We start from the raw sequence: 22023 nt of genomic DNA on the forward strand, positions 1-22023 counted from the left end.
TAGAGTGAAACGATGGATAAAATTGAAATACGCGGTGCCCGAACCCACAATCTTAAAAATATCAATCTAACCATTCCCCGTGACAAACTTATTGTGATAACTGGGTTATCCGGTTCAGGAAAATCATCATTAGCCTTCGATACCTTGTATGCAGAAGGCCAACGTCGCTATGTTGAATCGCTGTCAGCCTATGCTCGTCAATTCTTGAGCTTAATGGAAAAACCTGATGTCGATCATATTGAAGGCTTAAGCCCCGCCATTTCAATTGAACAAAAATCCACTTCACATAATCCGCGTTCAACGGTCGGTACTATTACCGAAATCTATGACTACTTACGCTTGCTGTTTGCCCGAGTGGGCGAACCACGCTGTCCAACACATAATCAGCCTTTGTCGGCGCAAACGGTTAGCCAAATGGTTGATAAAGTGTTGGCCATGCCAGCAGACAGTCGCCAAATGCTGCTCGCGCCTGTGGTTAATGATCGTAAAGGCGAACACGTTAAACTGCTGGAAAGCTTATCAGCTCAGGGATATATCCGTGCGCGTATTGATGGCGAGGTGTGTGACTTAACCGATCCACCAACATTAGATTTACACATTAAACACACTATTGAAGTGGTCGTTGACCGCTTCAAAGTACGTGAAGACATGAAACAGCGTTTAGCGGAGTCATTTGAAACTGCATTAGAGCTGTCTGGCGGTATTGCCAAAATAGCCAGTATGGAAGATAGCAGTAAAGAAGAACTGATTTTTTCGGCTAACTTTGCCTGTCCGCACTGTGGCTATTCGATGGCAGAACTTGAGCCGCGGATCTTTTCGTTTAACAATCCCGCTGGGGCTTGCCAAACCTGTGACGGTTTAGGTGTACAGCAGTTTTTTGATCCCGACCGAGTGATCGCTAACGATGAATTATCCTTAGCCGGTGGCGCCATTAGAGGTTGGGACAGACGCAACTTTTATTATTTTCAAATGCTCAGCTCACTCGCTGAACATTATAAGTTCGACGTTGAAAAACCCTATGCCGAGCTGAGTGACAAAATCAAAAAGATTGTTCTATACGGTTCAGGCAAACAAAGTATTGCCTTTAAATACATCAACGATCGCGGTGATGTGGTGGTGCGTAACCATCCGTTTGAAGGCATTTTAAATAATATGGATCGCCGCTACCGCGAAACCGAAAGTAATTCGGTGCGCGATGAGTTGTCTAAATTTATTAATATGCAACCGTGTAACAGCTGTAGTGGTTCGCGCTTACGTGAAGAAGCCCGTAACGTGTTTATTGGCGAACTCAATCTACCGCAGCTCACCACGTGGTCAATTGGCGAAGCCAAACAGTATTTCGACACAGTTGAGTTTGCAGGGCAACGTGCACAGATTGCCGAAAAAATATTAAAAGAGATCAGCCAACGTTTAGGCTTTTTGGTTAATGTTGGCCTTAACTATTTGAGCTTATCGCGATCAGCAGAAACCTTATCAGGTGGCGAAGCACAACGCATTCGCTTAGCCAGCCAAATCGGTGCCGGGCTAGTAGGCGTAATGTACGTGCTGGACGAACCGTCAATTGGTTTACATCAACGCGATAATGAACGCTTACTGCAAACTCTTATTCACCTACGTGATTTGGGCAATACCGTCATTGTGGTTGAACACGACGAAGATGCTATTCGCCTTGCAGACCATGTTATTGATATCGGTCCAGGTGCTGGTGTGCATGGCGGCGAAGTAATTTGTGACGGTACCTTAGAAGACATTCTTAACTGTGAAGCATCGGTCACGGGTCAGTATATTTCCGGTAAAAAGCAAATTCACATTAGTGACGAGCGCACGCCGATGAACCCAAAACAAGTGATTGAACTATTTGGCGCATCGGGTAATAACCTAAGAGATGTTGATTTAACCATACCTGTTGGCTTATTTACCTGTATTACCGGGGTATCTGGCTCAGGTAAATCGACACTGATTAACGACACCTTCTTTAAAATAGCCCATAGGATGCTCAATGGCGCTACCGTCGATGAACCTGCGCCTTATAGAAGCATTGAAGGCATGGAGCATTGTGACAAAGTCGTTGATATTGACCAAAGCCCCATTGGTCGAACACCGCGTTCAAACCCTGCTACTTATACCGGTATTTTCACCCCAATCCGTGAGCTGTTTGCTGGCACGCAAGAATCACGTACCCGGGGTTATCGAGTGGGGCGCTTCTCGTTTAACGTCAAAGGCGGTCGTTGTGAAGCCTGCCAAGGTGATGGTTTAATTAAAGTCGAAATGCACTTCTTACCTGATGTTTATGTGCCTTGCGATTCGTGTAAAGGTAAGCGTTATAACCGTGAAACCTTAGAAGTAAAATACAAAGGCAAAAACATTCACGAAGTACTGCAGATGACCGTTGAAGATGCTCGCGTCTATTTTGATGCCATTCCCTCTATTGCGCGTAAACTGCAAACCTTAATCGATGTCGGCTTGGCGTATATTCGCTTAGGCCAAAGTGCAACGACCTTGTCTGGTGGTGAAGCTCAGCGAGTAAAACTGGCTAAAGAGTTGTCTAAACGCGATACCGGAAAAACCTTATATATTTTGGATGAACCCACTACAGGGCTGCACTTTGCCGACATTCAACTATTGTTAGATGTACTGCATCGCTTGAAATCTCATGGCAACACTGTGGTAGTGATTGAACATAATTTAGATGTGATAAAAACCGCAGATTGGATTATTGATTTAGGCCCTGAAGGTGGCGCTGGCGGCGGCATGATTTTAGCTGCTGGCACTCCAGAAGATGTAGCTGAACATCCTCAATCGCATACCGCTAGATTTTTAAAGCCAATGTTGGCGCTTCACAAACAACGTGCAAAAATGAAATAACCAAGCCGCCACCTTAAGCAAATAAGAGGAGATAACACCCCATGTTTACTGCTCAAACTTGTCTTAAGGTGGTTAGCTTTGGCTTATGGTGTGGCTTATCAATAGGCTTACTCAGCGGCTGTAGTCAAACGCCGCGCCAATGCTCATCAGCTATGCTAAGCAGCTGGCCCGATGCTCATCAACAAATCACCCAAGATATCTCAATCTTAACCACTGCAGAATTTCAAGGGCGCAAAACCGCCACGCAAGGTGCTCGCCTCACGCAAGAGTTCTTAATCAAACGCTTTGCTGAAATGGGATTACAACCCTGGCAAGCAACATTTGCCGTACCATTTAGTTATGATTATCAATTTTCGACCGCCTCAGGAGTCAATATCATTGCCACTATTGCAGCAAAAACCAATTCCAACCGATGGCGAGTCATTACTGCCCACTACGATCACTTAGGTCAAACAGCCAGTAAACGCTATCCAGGAGCCGATGATAATGCATCAGGTATTGCAGGAATGATGGCGATTGCAGCCCAATGGCAAGGTGATCCGCCGTTAGATGATGTGAACTTAATGCTAGTGGCTACTGACGCAGAAGAGCCCGGCCTATATGGTAGCTATGCTTTAGTTGCCTTATTACAACAATATCCACAAATGGAAATTGAACTGAGCATCAATTTAGACATGATAGGTCATCCCGATCGTCGCAAAGCCATTTACATGGAAGGCCAGAAAAACCTAGTTGATTTTGAATCGATTGAGCAAGAATTAATGCAAAAAACTCAATTATGCATTAAGACTCATCGCAGCAATTTGTTAAGTGGAAGGATGAATAAAACCGACTGGCTTAGGGCATCTGATCATTATCCATTTCACCAAGCGGGTTATCCTTGGGTGTACTTTGGGGTGCCACCGCATGCTCAATACCATACACCCGAAGACACAATCGATACTTTAGACATAGACTTTATCGTGGCGGTTGCTGAAACAGTGTATCAAATGATCAGTATCGATAAGCTGACCAAAGCCCCATAAATCGCTTAACCTGCGACAACAAGTGTTCACTTTTCAACCAATTAACAGATTTTAAAAATCAAGAATCAGGCCAATCTTCAACTTTAATGGCCAAATTAATGTTTATTTTCAGTTTTTACGTGGTCAACTTGCAATCTTGCTGCTATAATACGCCCCCTTATCGGCGCGGGAAATCGACACGGGGTTGATTTTCTGTCTGTGAAACTTTAGCACGAGCTTCCGAACTTCGTGCGCATCCACAAGGCTACAACTCAATGTCATCTGAAAGAACTTTCCGCGAACTCGGCCTGTCTGAGTCTTTGTTGCGTTCGCTTGACGAGTTAGGTTATGAAAACCCAACTCCAATTCAAGCTGCGAGTATCGACCCGCTTATGGCTGGTAAAGATATTATCGGTCAAGCACAAACTGGTACTGGTAAAACAGGCGCATTTGCCCTGCCTTTACTAAACAAAATCGACATGAAAATCAATGCTCCACAGATTTTGGTGTTAGCTCCAACCCGCGAATTAGCGGTTCAAGTTGCCGAAGCATTTGGTAGTTATGCCAAATTCATGAAAGGCTTCCACGTACTACCGATTTACGGTGGTCAAAGCATGCAACAACAATTAAACGCCCTTAAGCGTGGACCACAAGTGATTGTTGGTACTCCAGGTCGTGTAATGGATCACATGCGTCGTGGCACATTAAAACTAGATAGCTTAAAAGCATTAGTATTAGACGAAGCCGATGAAATGCTAAAAATGGGCTTCATCGACGATATCGAATGGGTATTAGAGCACAAGCCTGCTGATAGCCAACTTGCATTATTCTCAGCGACTATGCCTGAGCAAATTAAGCGCGTTGCAGCTAAGCACTTATCTAACCCAGTGAATATCAGCATAGCGTCTAGCCAGACAACGGTTGAGTCTATTGACCAACGTTATGTGCAAGTATCACAACACAATAAACTAGAAGCGTTAGTACGTGTTTTAGAAGTTGAAAATACTGAAGGTATTATCATCTTCGTTCGTACCCGTAACAGCTGTGTTGAATTAGCAGAAAAATTAGAAGCCCGTGGTTATGCTTCATCGCCATTACATGGTGACATGAATCAGCAAGCTCGTGAGCGTGCTGTAGAGCAGCTTAAGCGCGGCAAGTTAGATATTTTAATCGCGACTGACGTTGCGGCTCGTGGTCTAGACGTTGAACGTATTGGTCACGTAGTAAACTACGATATTCCTTATGATTCAGAGGCCTATGTACACCGTATCGGTCGTACTGGTCGTGCTGGTCGTACTGGTATGGCAATTCTATTTGTAACCAATCGTGAAATGCGCATGTTACGCACTATCGAACGTGCTACAAACAGCCGTATTTCGCCAATGAAAGTACCTAGCCCTGAATCAGTTGCAGAGCGTCGTTTATCTCGTTTAGGCGAGCAAATCCAAGAAACCATCAACGGTGACTTAGATTTCATGAAAAACGCTGTCGCAGAATTATGTCAACAACTTGAAGTTGATACCGATTTACTGGCTGCTGCTTTGTTACAACAAGTACAGCAAGAACGTCCACTACAGTTACCGACTATTACCGAGCGTCAACGTGATTCACGTGACGAACGTGGTAGTAGCGACCGTGGTGACCGCAATAGCGACCGTGGCGATCGTCCACGTCGTGAACGCAGTGACCGTGGCGAGCGTAGCAGCCGTCCAGCGCCAAACAGCTTTGGTGATGCAGAAGGCTTAAAAGATAACCCAGACGTGAAAATGAATCGTTATGTTATCGATGTAGGTCGTGAAAATGGTGTTGGTGTAGGTAACATCGTTGGTGCAATTGCTAACGAAGCAAACATCGACAGCCGTTTCATTGGTCAAATCCAATTGTTTGATCAAGTCACAACAGTTGATTTACCAGACGGAATGCCTAAAGACATCCTTTCACACCTAAGAAAAGTGCGTGTTTGTGGTCGTCCTTTAAACATTCGTGAAGCGGGTGATGAAGTGTTCGCTGACACGACTCGCGGCGCAGGCGCTCCACGTCGTCCACGTAGTGATCGTGCTCGTAGTGACCGTCCACGTACTGACCGCCCAGCGGGTGATCGTCCAGCGGGTGACCGCCCAGCAAGTGCAGAACGTCGTCCACGTAAGCCACGTGACAACGGTTAATCATTCAGTTGAATGACACAAAAAATGGAGCCTAAGGGCTCCATTTTTGTTTTCTACAACATAGTCTTGGTTCAAAAAAACTAACAGTTAACACTAATTAATTTGGCTACAACAGGAATGTAGGCAATATTATCATTCTCGAATGAATTAACCCGATAGGTAATCTAAATGGATTTTTTACTCGTCGTTGCACAGATATTTGGCTCGACATTCCTTGACGCTACAAAATCAGCCAAGCAAGATAAAACCTTGCTATGGATGATGATAATTGGCGGCACACTATTTAGCGCATTTGGTTTAATGCTTTATTACCTCGCGCAACATAGTTAATGCCTAGCGACTATTTACAGTACAGTCCTGAACGCTTTGGCCTGCTTACGCTTTTGATACAAGGGTACAATTTGCACGGCAAACACCGAGCACACAATCATAACGATGCCAGCAAATGACAACACATCAATATCGGCACCGGCAAATACCCCGCTCCACCAACCAAGATTGACCACAACTTCTGTCGCAGTAAAACTCAATACCGGTGTAAATGCCAACATGGCACTGACTTGTGCCGTGGGCCAATATTGCATTGCTTGACCAAAACAGCCATATGCAATCAAGGTGTTGGCACCACAAAACAGGACGATCCACCATTGGTTTAATGTCATTGCTTCAAACTGACTAAAATCACTAAATGGCGCCATAAGCACAATGCCTAATGCGTAAATAAATAACAGCACATTACTGGGTGATAACCGCTGACTTACCGATTTCTGCAATAATGCATAACTGGTCCACGACATCACCGAAAATTGCACAATTATAATGCCAATCAATACTTGATGATCGCTGGCTTGGTTTAAATCCAGCTGTGGATGGAAAAACATCAACATCCCCAATCCTAGGGTGGCAAAACAACTCAGTTGAAATGCATTAAAGCGCTCTTTAAAAAACAGCACCCCGCCAAAGGCTAAAAAAAACGGTGCGGTTTGAAAATTAAGCTGCGCAGTGCCTGGGGCTAAATAGCCTAATGAATACACAAACGATACGTAGTTGCACATCAACAATACCCCAGCTAATACCAATTTCATCCATATCGCTGCCGGCAGTCCTGCAAATTGGCGTAATGCACCTAAGCGCCATTGAATTAACAAGGTCACCACTAATGCCATGAAAAACCGAAACCAAGTCAGGGTAACTGGGGTAATAAAACCACCGGATAGCTTTAACGCAATAGGCAAAATACCCCAGAAAAATACCGCAATAGACACGAATATCAGCCCCAAACGGTTATTAATATTTTCTTGTTCGCTGTTCAATTGTTGTTATTCCAAACACTATTTAGGAAATGAATTTTGCCTGATTAACCTCACAAAGTCTTGAACAAGATATTGCTAAACGACCCAAAGATTGTTCGCATAACAAAAAAGCCTATTTCAACTCACCCTTTCCCGTGGCAAACCCGTTTAATGCAGGTAAAATAGTCGCCATAAAAACCCTATACGCCCTTCAACCTAAGGAACACTCGCATGAGTCTTGCTGATTCCGTTCTTGCAGTTAACAATGATTTACCTATTCGTACCGACAAGCCTGTTCACAGTGGCAAAGTTCGCAGTGTTTACTGGTTAACAGATGCTGATAGCCGCCGCTTAATTCGCGACAAAGGTTACGATGTACCTGAAGATACTCCGCTGGCGATTATGGTGATCAGTGATCGCATTTCTGCATTTGACTGCATTTTTCATGGCGAAGGTAACTTGCAGGGGATCCCAGGTAAAGGGGCAGCACTTAATGCCATTTCTAATCATTGGTTTGGCTTGTTCGCTGAAAATGGTTTAGCCGATAGCCACATTTTAGACATTCCACACCCTTTTGTGTGGATCGTTCAAAAAGCTCGCCCGATTAAAGTAGAAGCTATTTGCCGTCAGTACATAACGGGGTCGATGTGGCGTGCTTATTCAAAAGGTGAACGAGTCTTTTGTGGCATCACCCTGCCAGAAGGCTTAAGCAAAGATCAAAAACTACCTGAACTGCTAATCACCCCGTCTACCAAAGGTATTTTAACCGGTATTCCTGGTGTGCCAGCACAGGATGACGTCAATATTAGCCGCAGTGATATTGAAGCCAACTACCAAGCATTTGGCTTTGAAAAACCACAAGATATCGACCTATATGAAGTTCTGCTCAAGCAAGGCTTTAAGGTAATATCTGATGCGCTAGCCAAGCTTGACCAAGTGTTTGTCGATACTAAGTTTGAGTTTGGCTATGTAAACGATAAAGACGGCAACGCTAAACTCATTTACATGGATGAAGTTGGCACCCCTGATTCATCACGTATTTGGGATGGCGCAGCTTATCGCGAAGGTAAGATTGTTGAAAATTCTAAAGAAGGTTTCCGTCAATTCTTGTTAAACCATTTTGACGATGCCGACATTTTGTTAAACAAAGATAGAATGCCAGAACGTGAGGCGCTTGCCCGTGACAACGACTTGCCGTTAGAGGCTATGATGAGCGTATCACGCACTTATATTGGTGTGGCTGAAAAAGTAACTGGAGCCACGATTCCATTACCTGCGAATCCAAAAGCTGACATTATTAAAGTGTTACGTGAACAGTATGATTTAATTGAATCAATCTAAGTTTGCTTAACAAAAAGGCGCTTAGGCGCCTTTTTTATGTGTGCGAATCTGCACATAGCACGCAATAACCGTAACGGGTTTATACACCATGCCTCATAAAAAAAGGATGACAATTGTCATCCTTTTTTATGTATCATCAATTAACTACGATACCGATTAACACATCATCATTAACTACGACGGCGTAAGCCTAGTGCACCTAATAACATCAATGCGAAGTAACCTAAACTACCACCGTCACTGTCTTGAACAGGCTCTGGTGTTGGCGTAGGCGTTGGTGTTACTGGCGCAGGGTAGCTTAGTGCAATGATCACAGGGTCATGGTCAGAAGCTGAGAATGCACTTTCAGACTTAACCAAATCACCAGTGTATTTACTACCATATTCAAACAGGTTAGATTCAACTGAGTTGATGTGCCAGTCGTCAATATCGACTAACTTAGCTGCTAAGCTCGCATTACCTAGTGCATGGTCTAAGTTACCTAACTCACCGTTGTAGCTGTATGAGTAAGTCGTTGCACCATGAGCTTGAGTGTTTAAGTTAATTAACCCATAACCTTTATCAATTACACTGCCTTCACGCTCGTACACTTTACCGTTTAAAGTGGTCCAAGACGCGGTGCGGATAACATGATCTGTGGTTGACGCATCATAGTCAGTCAATACTGCAACTGGATCTTCTTTGCCATAAGCATTTAAATCACCAATAACCAGTATATCGCCTTCGACATCTTTTAATGACTCACCCAATACTTTAGCCGCTGATACACGGAAAGCATTACACTTGCCTTGCATGTCTGCTGGCTCAGCATTTTCATTAAACTCAGCCCAGTCTTCGATACAACCTGAACCTTTCGATTTTAGGTGGTTAACAACGACGGTCAGTTTTTCATCATTAATACTAAACGTTTGCACTAAGCTGTGACGTTGGAACTTATCAGAACTAGGGCTTTTCTCAACCACACCATCTTTCTCGCGAGTTTGAGCGCCTTCTGCAGCATGTTGCTCAGGCGTTGCAATAACTTTTGCTGCGCCGTCTAAAGTGATGCGCGCTGGGCGATATAACATACCAACGGTAATGGCATCAGTACCAATAAACTTACCGTCGTATTTGTCCGCATCTGCAATTTCGATAAAGCGATATGCTTGCTCATCGGTTAATTCAGCATTCAGTGCATCAACTAAATTTTGCACGGCACTTAGCTCACCAAAGCCATTGTTAGCAATTTCCATTAAGCCAACAACATCAGCATTCATGGCCACTAGCGCAGACACAATCTTAGTGCGTTGCAGAACCATTTCCTCTTCCGTTAGCGCGCCACGGTTACTGTTTGATGGGTTGGCATCACCGCCGACAGCATCGTTAAAGAAATTCAATACGTTAAAGCTAGCGACGCGAATATCACCCATGTCAGCCACAGTCGGCGCATCAGTGCGATCATTTACACGGATCAAATCACCCGCAGTAATGGTGTTGGTCGCTAAAATTCGGTATGAGTTGTAGCTATAACCAATCACGCCTTCAAGGTTTGTGAGCTGATCGCCCACACGGATATAACCGGTCTCAGCATTAAAGTCAGGGAAGTAAGGCACTTCACCGTCTTTTGCTTTGAAGTCAGACTCTACAAATAACTGATTTACCGCATTCGCTTTACCGAGTGCTATTGCATCGGCTGAATTCGGTTCAAACACTTGAGTAGGCTTCATTAATGGCGCTTTATGAGACAACATCATATTATTGCGGTATGAATCATAATCGAAACTAAAGGTACGAGAAATTTTCATCTCGCTACCAGCATCTAGCTTCACTTTCATGCCTTCAACACGTTCTAATGCTTGTGCAAGCGTTTCACCATCGGCAACATAAAATGCACTGGCAGCAGGTACGTCACCCATTGCTCCCACTTCAAATTTTTGATCGTCTTTAATGTCTATCTGAGTTGAGCCGTAATACTCGCTGACTTTACCTTGCACACACACTTCAGCGCCGGGCTGAATCGTGTCTGGTGCCGCTTGGTTCATGAAAACAAAAATACCGTCAGAAGTATAAGGTGAGTTATCACCTTGCATGTCTTGAATAAAGAAACCTTTGTATAAACTGTCACTTCTGGCAGTAACTATCCCTTTTACGGTTACTTCGTTAGCGGATGAAAAACTCCCCTCGGCAAGTAAAGGACTTGCATCTCCAGCACCTTGAACGTCATAAATATTAGTTAGCGTTGCACCATTACAGGTAAATGTAGATGGCTCTGGCGCAACCGCAGCATCAAGCGAACCTAAACCACTGAAAGTGTCTTTTTCTAATTCAACCCACTGGGTAGCATCATAGGTAGTGCTAGCCGTTAAGTTATCTAAATTACGTTGGAAGGTGGCATCTAACCCCCAGCCACTTGGCGTTGGAATTTCACCAATTACATCAACTAACACACCGTCTTTTAATAGACCAACAGCATCGCCACCATTAAAGTACAAATTGCCAGTCATAGAGTCTGTGGCTGCCGGTAAGGTAATCGCTGCACTTGGGTGCAAAATCACTTTGACACTTTTTGCGGCTATCGAATCGGTTAACTCAACCATATCTAGTGCTGCTGTATCGCCGTCTTTATAACGAACTAATTTGTAACCTGTTAAATCAACCGCAACATCACTGTTGTTGTACAGTTCAATCGCTTTATTATTTGCACTACCCTCAACGTATTCACTTATCAATACATCTGCATTTGCCATCATAGGCAATGCTGCAGCAACTGCGAGTGAAACCGCCGTTAGTTTAGTCAGTCCTTTCATTTTGTAACCCCATATTTTGTAATATAAATGCTATTTTTTTGTAATATGCGGCGCGATTGTCCCAAAGTTTGTTTACAGAAAAAAGAACATAGATCACATTAATGAGGTAAATAAATTTGATATCTGATTGATTAACAAGTAATTTTATCCTTGTAGAAAAACGGCATTAAAGAATAAAAGAAATACATCAAATAAAACAATAACTAGACTCAGAACACGGTCAGGTATAATGACAACTTAACAAGATAAGTTTTGTAACAATTCTGTTGAAAAGAAAATTAAAAATAGAATTATTTGTTTCATATTAGATTTTTTGGCGTAACATCAGCTTGAAAATGTAAGGCTTTTAGCTAACTATTACGCTAATATTGGCTGATTGACATGGCAGACACCGGATGAGCTGTCGACATAGATAATTCATTTAAGTTATTCGTGTTATTGTCGATATTGAACATGAACCAATGCCATATTGGTCACAAAAAAATACTGCCACGCTGACTATTAGTATCAAAACACTAACGGCTCATCTAGTATTCAAATTTATTGTATTTACAGGTTTAGGTACTAAAACCATGAAAGAAGTTGATTTCAGAAATATCGATAAACTCTTCATCAAAATGTCCATTAACGATAAGTTTTGGACGATTTTCGGACTATTCCTCATCATTTTATCAAGCGTATCGTTTAGCAGTTACTTTAGTAAAATAGACAACATTGAGCAGCAATCTCTGCATGTTTTAGAGCAAAAAACGGCCGCTACAGTACAAGCACTTGAGGCGACAAATCAGCTAGATCAAGCCTCAAGCCTCGGCTTACAAGTATCGGGTCATTTGCAAAACAGCTCACGCCAACAAGATACTGTTACTGCCGTTTATACATTAAATAACCAATATTATGCGATGAGTGAATCAGTCTATGGCCAAGAAGCCACGGCTAAGCAAGCGGCATTAGTTTCGTTATTGCTATCATTCTTGTGGGTGTTACCGTTTGCATTGGTGATTTACTGGAATGCCACCTTTATTGGTGGTGCCCTATGGGTGTTGTGGAGTACCACAGAAAAAATTGCCAAAGGTGATTTAACCTCTCGTTTAGGTTTCCATCCTGGTCGTGATGAGTTCGGTACCATTGGCTGCGCACTAGACAAAGCCATGGATACATTAACTGAACTTGTCGTTGCTGTGAAAAAAAGTGCCGGAACATTGCAAACCACTTCCAGCTCATTTGCCAATGATGCAGTACAAAGTGCTGAACAAATTGACTTACAGTATGCTTCGCTCGACTCAGTCGCTACGGCAATGGAAGAAATGACCGCATCTGCGGCAGAAGTGTCGAATATTGCCCGTAATTCGACCCAAAGAGTGGAACAAGATTCAGAATATACACGCCAGAGTTATGACCGAGCAAAACGTGCCATTAATGAGATTAAGCAGTTATCTAGCTACATTGAACAAACTTCAAACTCGGTCACGACCTTAAAAGTCAATGCCACTAATATTAATGAAGTCATTACCACGATTAATGCCATTTCAGATCAAACCAACTTACTGGCATTAAACGCAGCCATTGAAGCGGCGCGCGCTGGTGAAATGGGTCGTGGTTTTGCGGTGGTTGCAGACGAAGTAAGAACCCTTGCCGGTCGCACTCAAGCAGCAACGGTTGAAATTCATAAAATGATCGAATTACTGCAAAGTGAAACACTTAATATCGACAGTATTACTCGCGATACCGTCAAGCAAGCACAGACCAGTAGCGATCTAATTGCCAATATTGGTACCGATATTAATGCCATTTCTGAATCATCGAAATCGATTATGGACATGAGCTTCCAAATTTCAACATCGTCAGAAGAACAAAGTGCCGTAGCCAATGATATTGCTAAGGAACTGACTGAAATAAGACAGAAATCAAATATTATTAGAGGTTTATCGCAACAGTCTTCAAGCGGTGTTAAAGAACTATCAAAAGCATCAACTGATTTAGGTAAGATTTTAAGCCAATACCGCACAAATTAACTTATTTACAAATAGGTTTACTCCTATATCTATGCAAGATTAAAAACGACGGGTAATGGTTAACATTATCCGTCGTTTTTGTATTTTGCCATCAGCTAACATCCGCTATCACCTATACTTTACATACTGTTTATGAGTATACTTTTCACGCTAAATGGATCTATACCTTTTAGCCCGTTCAGGTATAATCCGCCCACTTTGACATCCCCACCAATATCGTTAACTTTATGTGTGAGATCATATGACAGTTGAAACTTTTAAACCCAAGCAAACCACCACGTTAGACATTCCGGTAAAAACACTTAAGGCCAATAGCCTGAACACAGAAACCACCGGTAATCGTATTGGATTTGTTTCATTGGGTTGCCCCAAAAACCTTGTCGACTCTGAACGGATCCTGACACAGTTGCGCACTGAAGGTTATGATGTCACCAACAGTTACGATGATGCCGATCTGGTAATTGTCAATACATGTGGCTTTATCGATAGTGCAGTACAAGAGTCTTTGGAGACCATAGGTGAAGCATTAGCAGCAAACGGTAAAGTGTTAGTGACGGGTTGTTTAGGGGTAAAGAAAGACGAAATTATCGAACTTCATCCTAATGTTTTAGGGGTAACTGGCCCTCATGCTTATGATGAAGTGTTAAAGCAAGTTCACCTGCATGTTGAGAAACCAAAACATAATCCATTAATTGATTTAGTGCCTGATCACGGCATCAAACTGACCCCTAAACATTACGCCTATTTGAAAATATCCGAAGGCTGTAATCACCGCTGTACTTTCTGCATTATCCCTTCAATGCGCGGTGATTTAGACTCTCGCCCTATTGGTGACGTATTAGGTGAAGCACAGCGTCTCGTGAATGCTGGCGTGAAAGAATTATTGATTATTTCACAAGACACCTCTGCTTATGGCGTTGATGTAAAGCATAAAACTGCTTTTTGGGATGGTATGCCAGTTAAAACCCATATGCAGCAGCTTTGTGAGCAGTTAGCCAAACAAGGTGTGTGGGTACGTTTGCATTATGTTTACCCTTACCCACATGTGGATGACATCATTCCATTAATGGCACAAGGTAGTATTTTACCGTATTTAGACATTCCGTTTCAGCATGCCAATAAACGCATACTGAAACTAATGAAACGTCCTGGTAGTTCAGACAAAGTATTGGAACGCATTGCTAAATGGCGCGAGATTTGCCCAGAATTAGTAATTCGTTCGACCTTTATTGTTGGCTTCCCGGGTGAAACTGAAGCAGAGTTTGAAGAATTACTCGACTTTTTAGAAGCCGCACAACTTGATCGCGTCGGTTGTTTTAAATACTCGCCGGTTAAAGGTGCCAAGGCCAACGACTTACCAGACCATGTCCCTGATGATGTTATGGAAGACAGATTACAGCGCTTTATGGCTGTGCAAGCACAAATTAGTGCCGACAAATTGCAAGCTCGAATTGGGCAAGAATATCTCATTCTAATTGATGAAGTAAACACCGAAGGCGCAGTTGGCCGCTCATACATGGACGCGCCAGAAATTGACGGAAAGGTCTATTTAACCGACGAGTTTGACGTCCAGCCGGGTGATCAAGTATGGGTACAGATTATTCATGCCGATGAGCACGACGTGTGGGGCGTGAAAGTCGAAGATTAATCCTCCTCAGTTGTAATGCATGCTCTACATAAAAAGCCGATATCATTGATATCGGCTTTTTGTTTGAGCTTATTTACTCATCAAGCAACATCATCACTACTCTCTTCACTGCCTAAGCCACAGCCTAATATCAAGGCTCCCATTGCAGACATTGTCATCAATCGACTTATTTTTGTTAAACATATTTACTCCATTAACCATCTAGTTACATTTGTAAGAGTTATGACACCCCTTGCCTGTAAACGACTATCAAGAAAGGTAAAGTAAAGATATAAAGCGTCAAGAGCTAAGTTGAAGTTAAAAAAAGCCTCTTAATCAATTAGATAAGAGGCTTTCATTGTTTGCATTTAAACCATAAATGCGTTGATCAGCAAAAGGGGTTAATTCCCCGCGATTTTCATCTCGCTCAGTAAAATTCCGCCGGTACGGATTGATGAACGTAAATCGCGATCTTTACCTACACCTTGTATTCCCATAAACATGTCTTTTAAATTACCCGCTATGGTGATCTCTTCTACTGGGTATAGCACTTCGCCATTTTCAACATAGAAGCCGGCCGCGCCGCGAGAATAATCACCCGTAACGCCATTAACGCCTTGGCCCATTACTTCGGTAACAATTAAGCCGGTATTCATGGTTTTGACCAAGTCATCAAATGTTTGGTTTGAATGGCTTAAGGTCCAGTTATAAATACCACCAGCATGACCAGTGTTGGTCATACCTAGCTTACGTGCAGAATAACTGGTTAATAAGTAAGTTTCTAATTGGCCGCGATCAATAATACGCCGATCTTGGGTAGCGACACCTTCGCTGTCATAATTAGCGCTGGCTAAAGCACCTAACAAATGTGGCTGCTCTTCGATGCTAAACCAGTCTGGGAATATTTGGGTATTCAATGCCTCCATTAAGAAGCTCGACTTGCGGTAAATACTGCTGCCACTGATCGCACCAATTAAATGGCCCATCAGGCCGGTAGCAATTTCTGGCGCAAATAGCACCGGCATTTTCGCGGTGGCAATTTTACGTGCATCTAAACGGCTTAAAGTTTTGTTTGCCGCTTGCAAACCAACGGCTTCTGGAGACAATAAATCACTGTACTTACGCGCAACGGTATAGTCATAGTCACGCTGTAAATTGCCGTCAGATTCTTCGCCTATCACCACACAGCTCAAACTGTAACGAGAGCTGCAATAGCCATTAAGAAACCCATGGCTATTGCCATACACTCTGGCAGCTGTATGCGCATTAGCGCTGGCGCCGTCTGAATTTCGGATACGACTATCAACTGATAAACTGGCTTCCTCAGCACGAATAGCCAGCTGTGCCAGCTCTTCTGCATCGATATCGTGTGGATGGTATAACTCTAAATCGCGAATATCTTGCGCCATCAAAGCGGGATCAGCCAAGCCACTAAAAGGATCCTCTGAAGTATATTTTGCAATACCATCGGCGGCTTTTACCGCTTGGCGAATCGCCTCTGGGCTTAAGTCCGAGGTTGATGAGCTGCCTTTGCGACCATCGCGGTAAATGGTAATGCCTAACGCACCGTCTTTATTAAACTCAACGGTTTCAACTTCTTTTTCTCGGGTAGAAACCGACAAACCTTGCTGCTTACTAATAGCCACTTCAGCGGCCGAAGTGCCTAACACTTTTGCGTATTCTAACGCGACAGCGACAGCATCTTTTAACGCAGATAATTCAGAATCAATTCTAGGTGTTGGTTCAGTTGCGCTAGGCGCTGAAGAAGGATGAGAAGCCACAAAATTACTCTTTGATTAGTCTAGTTGCCGCTAGCATATCAAATTCAATTGGCGATTGATAACCGTGCATTTATATCGCTCACTATCATCAATAAATTCTGCATATTCTAGGCCAAATAAATGCTATCATTAACGCATATTGACTTGAGGTTTATGACTATGAAAATTGTTGGCGATTCTGAACTGTTTCAGCAGCCCTATGATAATGATGACAACTATGTCAGCAGAACAGGCGTTAAAAAAGAAAGTGAGGATGCTCAAGCACTTGGCATGCGTTTAGTGGCCCTGAGCAAAACTCAATTAGACAAAATGGGTTTAGATGAATTCTTATATGATGCGATTCTAAAATCAAAACTGATTAAGCAAAAAACCGAAGCCTATCGCCGCCATTTGCAATACATTGGTAAATTGATGCGTGGATACGAGCATGAACCTATTGAAGCAGCACTCGATAAAGTGTTGAACAAAAACAATAATGAAGCTGCTCAAATACAGATTTTTGAAAAGATGCGCGAGCGTTTATTAGCAAATGGTGATGACGAGGTTCAAGTACTTCTGGATTTACATCCACAACTTGATCGTCAAAAACTGCGTCAACTGATCCGCCAAACGAATAAAGAACTGGCTAAAGGCCCAGAATCAAAATCGTCTAAAGAGCTATATAAGTATTTAAGAGCTGAAATCAAAGACTAGGGCCATTTCAAAAATAGTCTGTTTAATAGAATAAGGATATTGCTAATGCGGCTAAAAATGATGACTCGCACACTAATGTTACTATTAACTTCAGTGTTGCTATTTACAGGTTGCAACGGTGCTGCGGATGGCACCGATGCTGACACGTCAAATGGCAGTTACAGTATTACTGTAAGCTATCAAAATGTCGTCAATGGCCAATGTGATGCCAGTACTGAATCTCTGATTTTTGATATCGATGGCAGTTTTTGTGCCGTTGCACATCTCAAACTCGGTAATGCTAACGTCAGCGGAGCCCTGATTACATTCAGTACTAGCACTGCCACAGTCACGCCCGCTAGCGCATTAACATTATCTTCCGGCCTTGCGACTACGATTGTCACGTCTGGCGGCATCGAGGCTGGCATTCTTAGCGCAACTTATTCACCAAGCGATGCTGACTCAGTTAGCGCGAGTCGCAATTATCAATTTAAAGAATACACCACAAGTATTCCTGCTGAAGCGATTCAATTAACAGCTTCAATTACAGATGCTACAGGTCCAATTACCCGCTTTAATCTTGATAAAACAGTGCAACTTAGCGCGTTACTTACCGACAGCAATAACCAAGGTATTGCTAACCAAATTGTCACATTCAATGCCGGTAATGCGACGTTAACGCCCGCGACAGCTCTGACTAAAGCTTCAGGTATCGCCACTCTTAATTATACTCCGTCAGCATCAGAGTTAGGCGCCAGTTTATTAACAGCCACAACAGAATATCAAGGGGTAACCCTCAGCAGTACTAGCGCTTATGAAGTGTTAGTGACTGACGACATTGCCACTGCTGGCATCGTAAAAATGGGATCCATTGATGCTAATGGTGAGTTTGTCGAAGGAGAATTAGCCACAACACTAACAGCAGCGGATGGTAGTTATACCATTAGCGCCGGTGGCACTTTTGGAGTTACCGCAACGCTCGTCAGCGAAGACACAGCTGGCAATATGACTCGCCTACAAAGCCCGACCAGTATTAGCTTTAGCTCAGACTGTTCCTTCAATGATAATGCCTCACTCGACTCACCTATCACCAGCTTATCTGGCTCAGCAAGCTCAACATTTTCTGATGTTAGTTGCAGTGGTAATAGTGAACGCAATGACACTATCATCGCGACCACTACTGTGAATGGCAGTAGCTTAAACGCAAGCTTACCTTTTATTTTAGCCCGTCAGACCTTATCTAACGTGAGTTTTGTGTCAGCTGACCCAAGCCAAATCCGTATCAAAGGTTCAGGCGGCACAGGCTCAACTGAATCATCCTTAGTCACCTTTTTAGTTTCTAGTGCGAATGGTCAACCTGCTGCTCAACAACAAGTAAACTTTAGTCTAGATACTACAGTTGGCGGTTTACAATTTGCTAATGGCGCAGTAATAGATAGCAGTATTACTAACGCTCAGGGCTTGGTCAGCGTTCGCGTTCAAGCCGGTACGATTCCAACACCTGTCCGGGTAATGGCATCAACAACTGATGCTGACACGAATAAAAACATTACCAGCCAATCAGAGCAACTCACCGTCAATACCGGAATACCACAGCAGCTAGGATTTAGTATTTCAAGGTCAAACGGCAATCCTGAAGCGGGTGACTTCAATGGCGAGCAAGTGACCATTACCGCTTATGCCTCTGACAGTTTTGGTAACCCGGCACCAGATGACACGACCATCAACTTCACCGCTGAAGGTGGACAAATTGAGCCATCGTGTACTATTGCAGATGGTCGCTGTTCAGTTATTTGGACATCGGCATCGCCACGAGTAAGCGATCATCGTGTCACGATTATGGCTTATGCCTTAGGGCACGAAACTTTTTTCGATACCAACGGTAACAATGTGTTTGATGCTGCTGATGGCGGCGTGGTTAATGGTTGTTTAAATGGCACAACGTCAATTGCGTGTAGTGGTGATGGTATGGATGTTGAAACTTACCATAACGGTGGCTTTGTTGATTTACCTGATGCTTTTAGGGATGACAATGAGTCTCGCACCCATGACTTAGGTGAGCCATATTTTAATATTCAAGCCAGTACTGCGTATCAAGCGGCAGATGGTAAATTTAACGGCCCTCAGTGTGAAGGCAGCTTATGTGATAGCACTGCCACGACCACCTATATTCGTAAAGCATTGGTGTTAACTATGTCAGGCTCTAATGCGACGTTTGTTGTGAGTCAAGATGACGCTGTGATTAACGATTACAACAGTGATATTCAACCTATCGGATTAAATGAAATATCGACGTTTACTGTGGTGTTAACAGATAGTGCCAAGCAAATATTACCTTCAGGTACCATCTTAACCGTTGTCAGCACAGAAGGTGAGTTGCAGTTCTCTGGCTACAGCGTACCGAACGCAACATCGGCAGGGGGAACATCAACCACCTTTACCCTCAAAAATATCGGTACACCTGGCACCAGCCAAGTAACACTGACAGCAACGACACCTAAAGGTGTGGTCACTGAACTGAAGTTTTATGTCAGCTTGTTATAAAAGACTGCTCTAGAGTGACTAAACAGCCTGCTCTTTTAGCAGGCGGTTTTTATTATTGGCATTCGTTGATAAGTTGTTACAATAAGCACGTTGTGCACTATGGAACTCCACTGTGCATAACGTTGAATCCAAATAGGTAAACAGGGCTAGTTTACTCATTCGAGGGCCAAAATACGCCTCTCGACGCATACTAAGGAATAATAATGCGCAAACTTTTTATACTTTCTACTTTAACCGCAGGCGTGCTTCTTAGCGCTTGTGCCGCTAAACCCCCTATCGTTGCACAAAACAAAACTGTGGTAGTGAATGACCAAACCATCATTTTTGGTGGCATATACGACAAAGAAAAAAACAAGCTACAGTTAATCGCTAATGGTGACACGATCATGCAAGGTCGATTCCCACCAATGACCCCAACCCAGCATCTTAACGCTAAGTTCAAAGGCATGGCTGTAAAAGGTGATTGCTATTTCGGTTCGGTATTAGGCGATCAAGGCGGTAGCTTTGGCGTGGTAGCGAGTATTATCCAATCAGCAAAATCAAGCACCGCTGATAAGTGCGATATCTTTATTGATGGCACTAAGCTAGAAACATTGTACTTCTAATCGAGTAGCAGCCATAAGCCCTAGCCCTGCTTACCTCCTGATGACCAAAATGCTAAAAACATTGCACTGAGATGGTGCAATGTTTATTCGTTTAAGCACTAAAGCAACTCAAAATATAAATACCACATGTGTTAGTACTTTGTTTAAATAAGACTTTAAAGCATGGTCTGATCTTTGCTTTCACAATAATGATAATAAAAATGCACTACTACTTAGTCGACACTGTTACTCCATTAAATGACTTAATTAGTCCTTGCTGAGAATTAAATGCTTCCTTTACACACCTCAATGCGTGGCCTACGTTGCTTTTGCGTCGCAGCTGAATGCTTAAGTTTTAAAGAGACGGCTAAAAAGCTGTACCTCACACCATCTGCCGTTAGCCACCAAATTAAGCAATTGGAAGAAACCCTCAATCTAAGCTTGTTTATCCGTCAAACCCGCTCGGTTGCCTTAACTGAAGTTGGTGCACGGTTTTACCAAGCGATCGAGCCAGTGATGCAGCAACTGGTCCACACTGTCAGTGAATTTAATCAATCAGACAGAATGCTCGAAGTCAGTATTTCAATGCCTGAGTTTTTCGCTAGCGAGCTGTTTATGCCTAAACTTATTGGCTGGTCATCCAAATACCCCAATATCAACCTTAAACTCGAAACGATTAAATCGCGCAGTGATGTGATAAAACACACTGATGTATCGATTATGCTCTCGGGTAAACAGCAGCCTAGCGACAATGTATATGACCTATTTCCAATAACGTATATGCCAGCATGTAATGCACAGCTCCACTCTGAGCTATCATCACAAGGCTTTAAAGCGTTAACCAAGGTGCCGTTGATATTACATAAAGTCAGACCCTACGCATGGCATCAATGGGCTGACAATATCGGCTTTGAGCAATTCAAACCAAAACAAATTATTCAATTAGACAGTATGTTCAGTGTCGCGCGAGCAGCAGAGCAAGGGCTTGGTGTAGCATTAATCCCCCTGCCTATCAGCCAAGCGTGGTTTGATAACAAAATCCTGATTCCATTATTCCACCAGCCACTTTATAGCCATGACCGCTATTATCTCACCCGCCATTCCAATGAACAGCAGCGTCCAGAAGTACAATTGCTAATAGACTGGATCCTTAAAAGCTTTCACGATGAAAGCCGTTAGGTGTCAAAAGTTGAAGGGCTTAGGATATCTGGCTCAGATTGAGATAAAAGCAGTTTTCACATGCGCCATGAAAATGATTAAAAATCGTGGTGTAGCTAAAATAACGGCTTGTCATAGGTTGAATTAAGCAATCCTAGCGATTAAAACTCGCAGTAATGTGACCTTTTTGTA

14 protein-coding genes are annotated in these 22023 nt (G+C 43.1%); 11 read left to right on the forward strand and 3 right to left on the reverse strand.

The annotated features are described in order from the left end of the window. Nucleotides 1-12 precede the first annotated feature (12 nt). The 4 genes from uvrA to H5114_RS16655 all read left to right on the forward strand — a co-directional run bounded on the left by uvrA (nucleotide 13) and on the right by H5114_RS16655 (nucleotide 6364). Nucleotides 13-2865, forward strand: coding sequence for an excinuclease ABC subunit UvrA (gene uvrA / locus H5114_RS16640; protein WP_182723524.1), 2853 nt, complete (start codon nucleotides 13-15; stop codon nucleotides 2863-2865). Nucleotides 2866-2906: 41 nt separating this feature from the next. Then, complete coding sequence (locus H5114_RS16645) at nucleotides 2907-3890, forward strand: M20/M25/M40 family metallo-hydrolase (RefSeq protein WP_182723525.1); 984 nt, start codon at nucleotides 2907-2909, stop codon at nucleotides 3888-3890. 254 nt (nucleotides 3891-4144) lie between these two features. Next, nucleotides 4145-6034, forward strand: coding sequence for a DEAD/DEAH box helicase (locus H5114_RS16650; protein WP_182723526.1), 1890 nt, complete (start codon nucleotides 4145-4147; stop codon nucleotides 6032-6034). Nucleotides 6035-6202: 168 nt separating this feature from the next. After that, on the forward strand, nucleotides 6203-6364 hold the full coding sequence (locus tag H5114_RS16655) for a hypothetical protein (protein WP_182696880.1): 162 nt from the start codon (nucleotides 6203-6205) through the stop codon (nucleotides 6362-6364). A gap of 14 nt (nucleotides 6365-6378) precedes the next feature. Here H5114_RS16655 and H5114_RS16660 read toward each other — a convergent pair whose 3' ends face one another. Next, nucleotides 6379-7347 carry a DMT family transporter gene (locus H5114_RS16660; protein WP_182723527.1) on the reverse strand — a complete coding sequence of 323 codons (969 nt, stop codon included), beginning with the start codon at nucleotides 7345-7347 and terminating at the stop codon, nucleotides 6379-6381. A gap of 210 nt (nucleotides 7348-7557) precedes the next feature. Here H5114_RS16660 and H5114_RS16665 point away from each other — a divergent pair, with 210 nt between their 5' ends. Beyond that, nucleotides 7558-8667, forward strand: a complete 1110-nt coding sequence (locus H5114_RS16665) for a phosphoribosylaminoimidazolesuccinocarboxamide synthase (RefSeq protein WP_182696882.1) — start codon at nucleotides 7558-7560, stop codon at nucleotides 8665-8667. Between the two features lie 170 nt (nucleotides 8668-8837). Here the strand turns inward: H5114_RS16665 and exeM are convergent, their stop codons facing one another. After that, nucleotides 8838-11453, reverse strand: a complete 2616-nt coding sequence (gene exeM, locus H5114_RS16670; RefSeq protein ID WP_182723528.1) for an extracellular exonuclease ExeM — start codon at nucleotides 11451-11453, stop codon at nucleotides 8838-8840. A 461-nt stretch (nucleotides 11454-11914) separates the two neighbouring features. Here exeM and H5114_RS16675 point away from each other — a divergent pair, with 461 nt between their 5' ends. Next, nucleotides 11915-13465 carry a methyl-accepting chemotaxis protein gene (locus H5114_RS16675; protein WP_259395325.1) on the forward strand — a complete coding sequence of 517 codons (1551 nt, stop codon included), beginning with the start codon at nucleotides 11915-11917 and terminating at the stop codon, nucleotides 13463-13465. A 241-nt stretch (nucleotides 13466-13706) separates the two neighbouring features. Continuing rightward, entirely contained in the window at nucleotides 13707-15113 is a 1407-nt protein-coding gene (gene rimO / locus H5114_RS16680) for a 30S ribosomal protein S12 methylthiotransferase RimO (RefSeq protein WP_182696885.1), read from the forward strand. A 380-nt stretch (nucleotides 15114-15493) separates the two neighbouring features. On the opposite strand, the gene pmbA is transcribed toward rimO, so the two are convergent. Next, nucleotides 15494-16873 (reverse strand): metalloprotease PmbA, encoded by a 1380-nt coding sequence (pmbA, locus tag H5114_RS16685; RefSeq protein ID WP_182723529.1) that lies wholly within the window; start codon nucleotides 16871-16873, stop codon nucleotides 15494-15496. A 159-nt stretch (nucleotides 16874-17032) separates the two neighbouring features. Here pmbA and yjgA point away from each other — a divergent pair, with 159 nt between their 5' ends. The 4 genes from yjgA (at nucleotide 17033) to H5114_RS16705 (ending at nucleotide 21852) form a co-directional block, all read left to right on the forward strand. Then, a complete protein-coding gene (gene yjgA / locus H5114_RS16690) occupies nucleotides 17033-17566 on the forward strand; it encodes a ribosome biogenesis factor YjgA (protein WP_124015298.1) in 534 nt (177 codons plus the stop codon). Nucleotides 17567-17611: 45 nt separating this feature from the next. Next, nucleotides 17612-20089 carry an Ig-like domain-containing protein gene (locus H5114_RS16695; RefSeq protein ID WP_182723530.1) on the forward strand — a complete coding sequence of 826 codons (2478 nt, stop codon included), beginning with the start codon at nucleotides 17612-17614 and terminating at the stop codon, nucleotides 20087-20089. 203 nt (nucleotides 20090-20292) lie between these two features. Beyond that, complete coding sequence (locus H5114_RS16700; protein WP_124015300.1) at nucleotides 20293-20694, forward strand: hypothetical protein; 402 nt, start codon at nucleotides 20293-20295, stop codon at nucleotides 20692-20694. A 267-nt stretch (nucleotides 20695-20961) separates the two neighbouring features. After that, nucleotides 20962-21852: a LysR family transcriptional regulator gene (locus tag H5114_RS16705; protein WP_182723531.1), complete on the forward strand. Its 891-nt coding sequence runs from the start codon at nucleotides 20962-20964 to the stop codon at nucleotides 21850-21852. Nucleotides 21853-22023 lie beyond the last annotated feature (171 nt).

Source organism: Shewanella sp. SR43-8, assembly GCF_014163775.1.
In the GTDB taxonomy this organism is placed as follows: Bacteria; Pseudomonadota; Gammaproteobacteria; order Enterobacterales; family Shewanellaceae; genus Shewanella; species Shewanella vesiculosa.

Coding starts and splice junctions, on each gene's coding strand:
- yjgA (WP_124015298.1), top strand. CDS start 17,033: ATGAAAATTGTTGGCGATTCTGAACTGTTTCAGCAGCCCTATGATAAT.
- H5114_RS16675 (WP_259395325.1), top strand. CDS start 11,915: ATGCCATATTGGTCACAAAAAAATACTGCCACGCTGACTATTAGTATC.
- H5114_RS16695 (WP_182723530.1), top strand. CDS start 17,612: ATGCGGCTAAAAATGATGACTCGCACACTAATGTTACTATTAACTTCA.
- H5114_RS16645 (WP_182723525.1), top strand. CDS start 2,907: ATGTTTACTGCTCAAACTTGTCTTAAGGTGGTTAGCTTTGGCTTATGG.
- H5114_RS16700 (WP_124015300.1), top strand. CDS start 20,293: ATGCGCAAACTTTTTATACTTTCTACTTTAACCGCAGGCGTGCTTCTT.
- H5114_RS16650 (WP_182723526.1), top strand. CDS start 4,145: ATGTCATCTGAAAGAACTTTCCGCGAACTCGGCCTGTCTGAGTCTTTG.
- rimO (WP_182696885.1), top strand. CDS start 13,707: ATGACAGTTGAAACTTTTAAACCCAAGCAAACCACCACGTTAGACATT.
- H5114_RS16665 (WP_182696882.1), top strand. CDS start 7,558: ATGAGTCTTGCTGATTCCGTTCTTGCAGTTAACAATGATTTACCTATT.
- H5114_RS16705 (WP_182723531.1), top strand. CDS start 20,962: ATGCTTCCTTTACACACCTCAATGCGTGGCCTACGTTGCTTTTGCGTC.
- H5114_RS16655 (WP_182696880.1), top strand. CDS start 6,203: ATGGATTTTTTACTCGTCGTTGCACAGATATTTGGCTCGACATTCCTT.
- exeM (WP_182723528.1), bottom strand. CDS start 11,453: ATGAAAGGACTGACTAAACTAACGGCGGTTTCACTCGCAGTTGCTGCA.
- uvrA (WP_182723524.1), top strand. CDS start 13: ATGGATAAAATTGAAATACGCGGTGCCCGAACCCACAATCTTAAAAAT.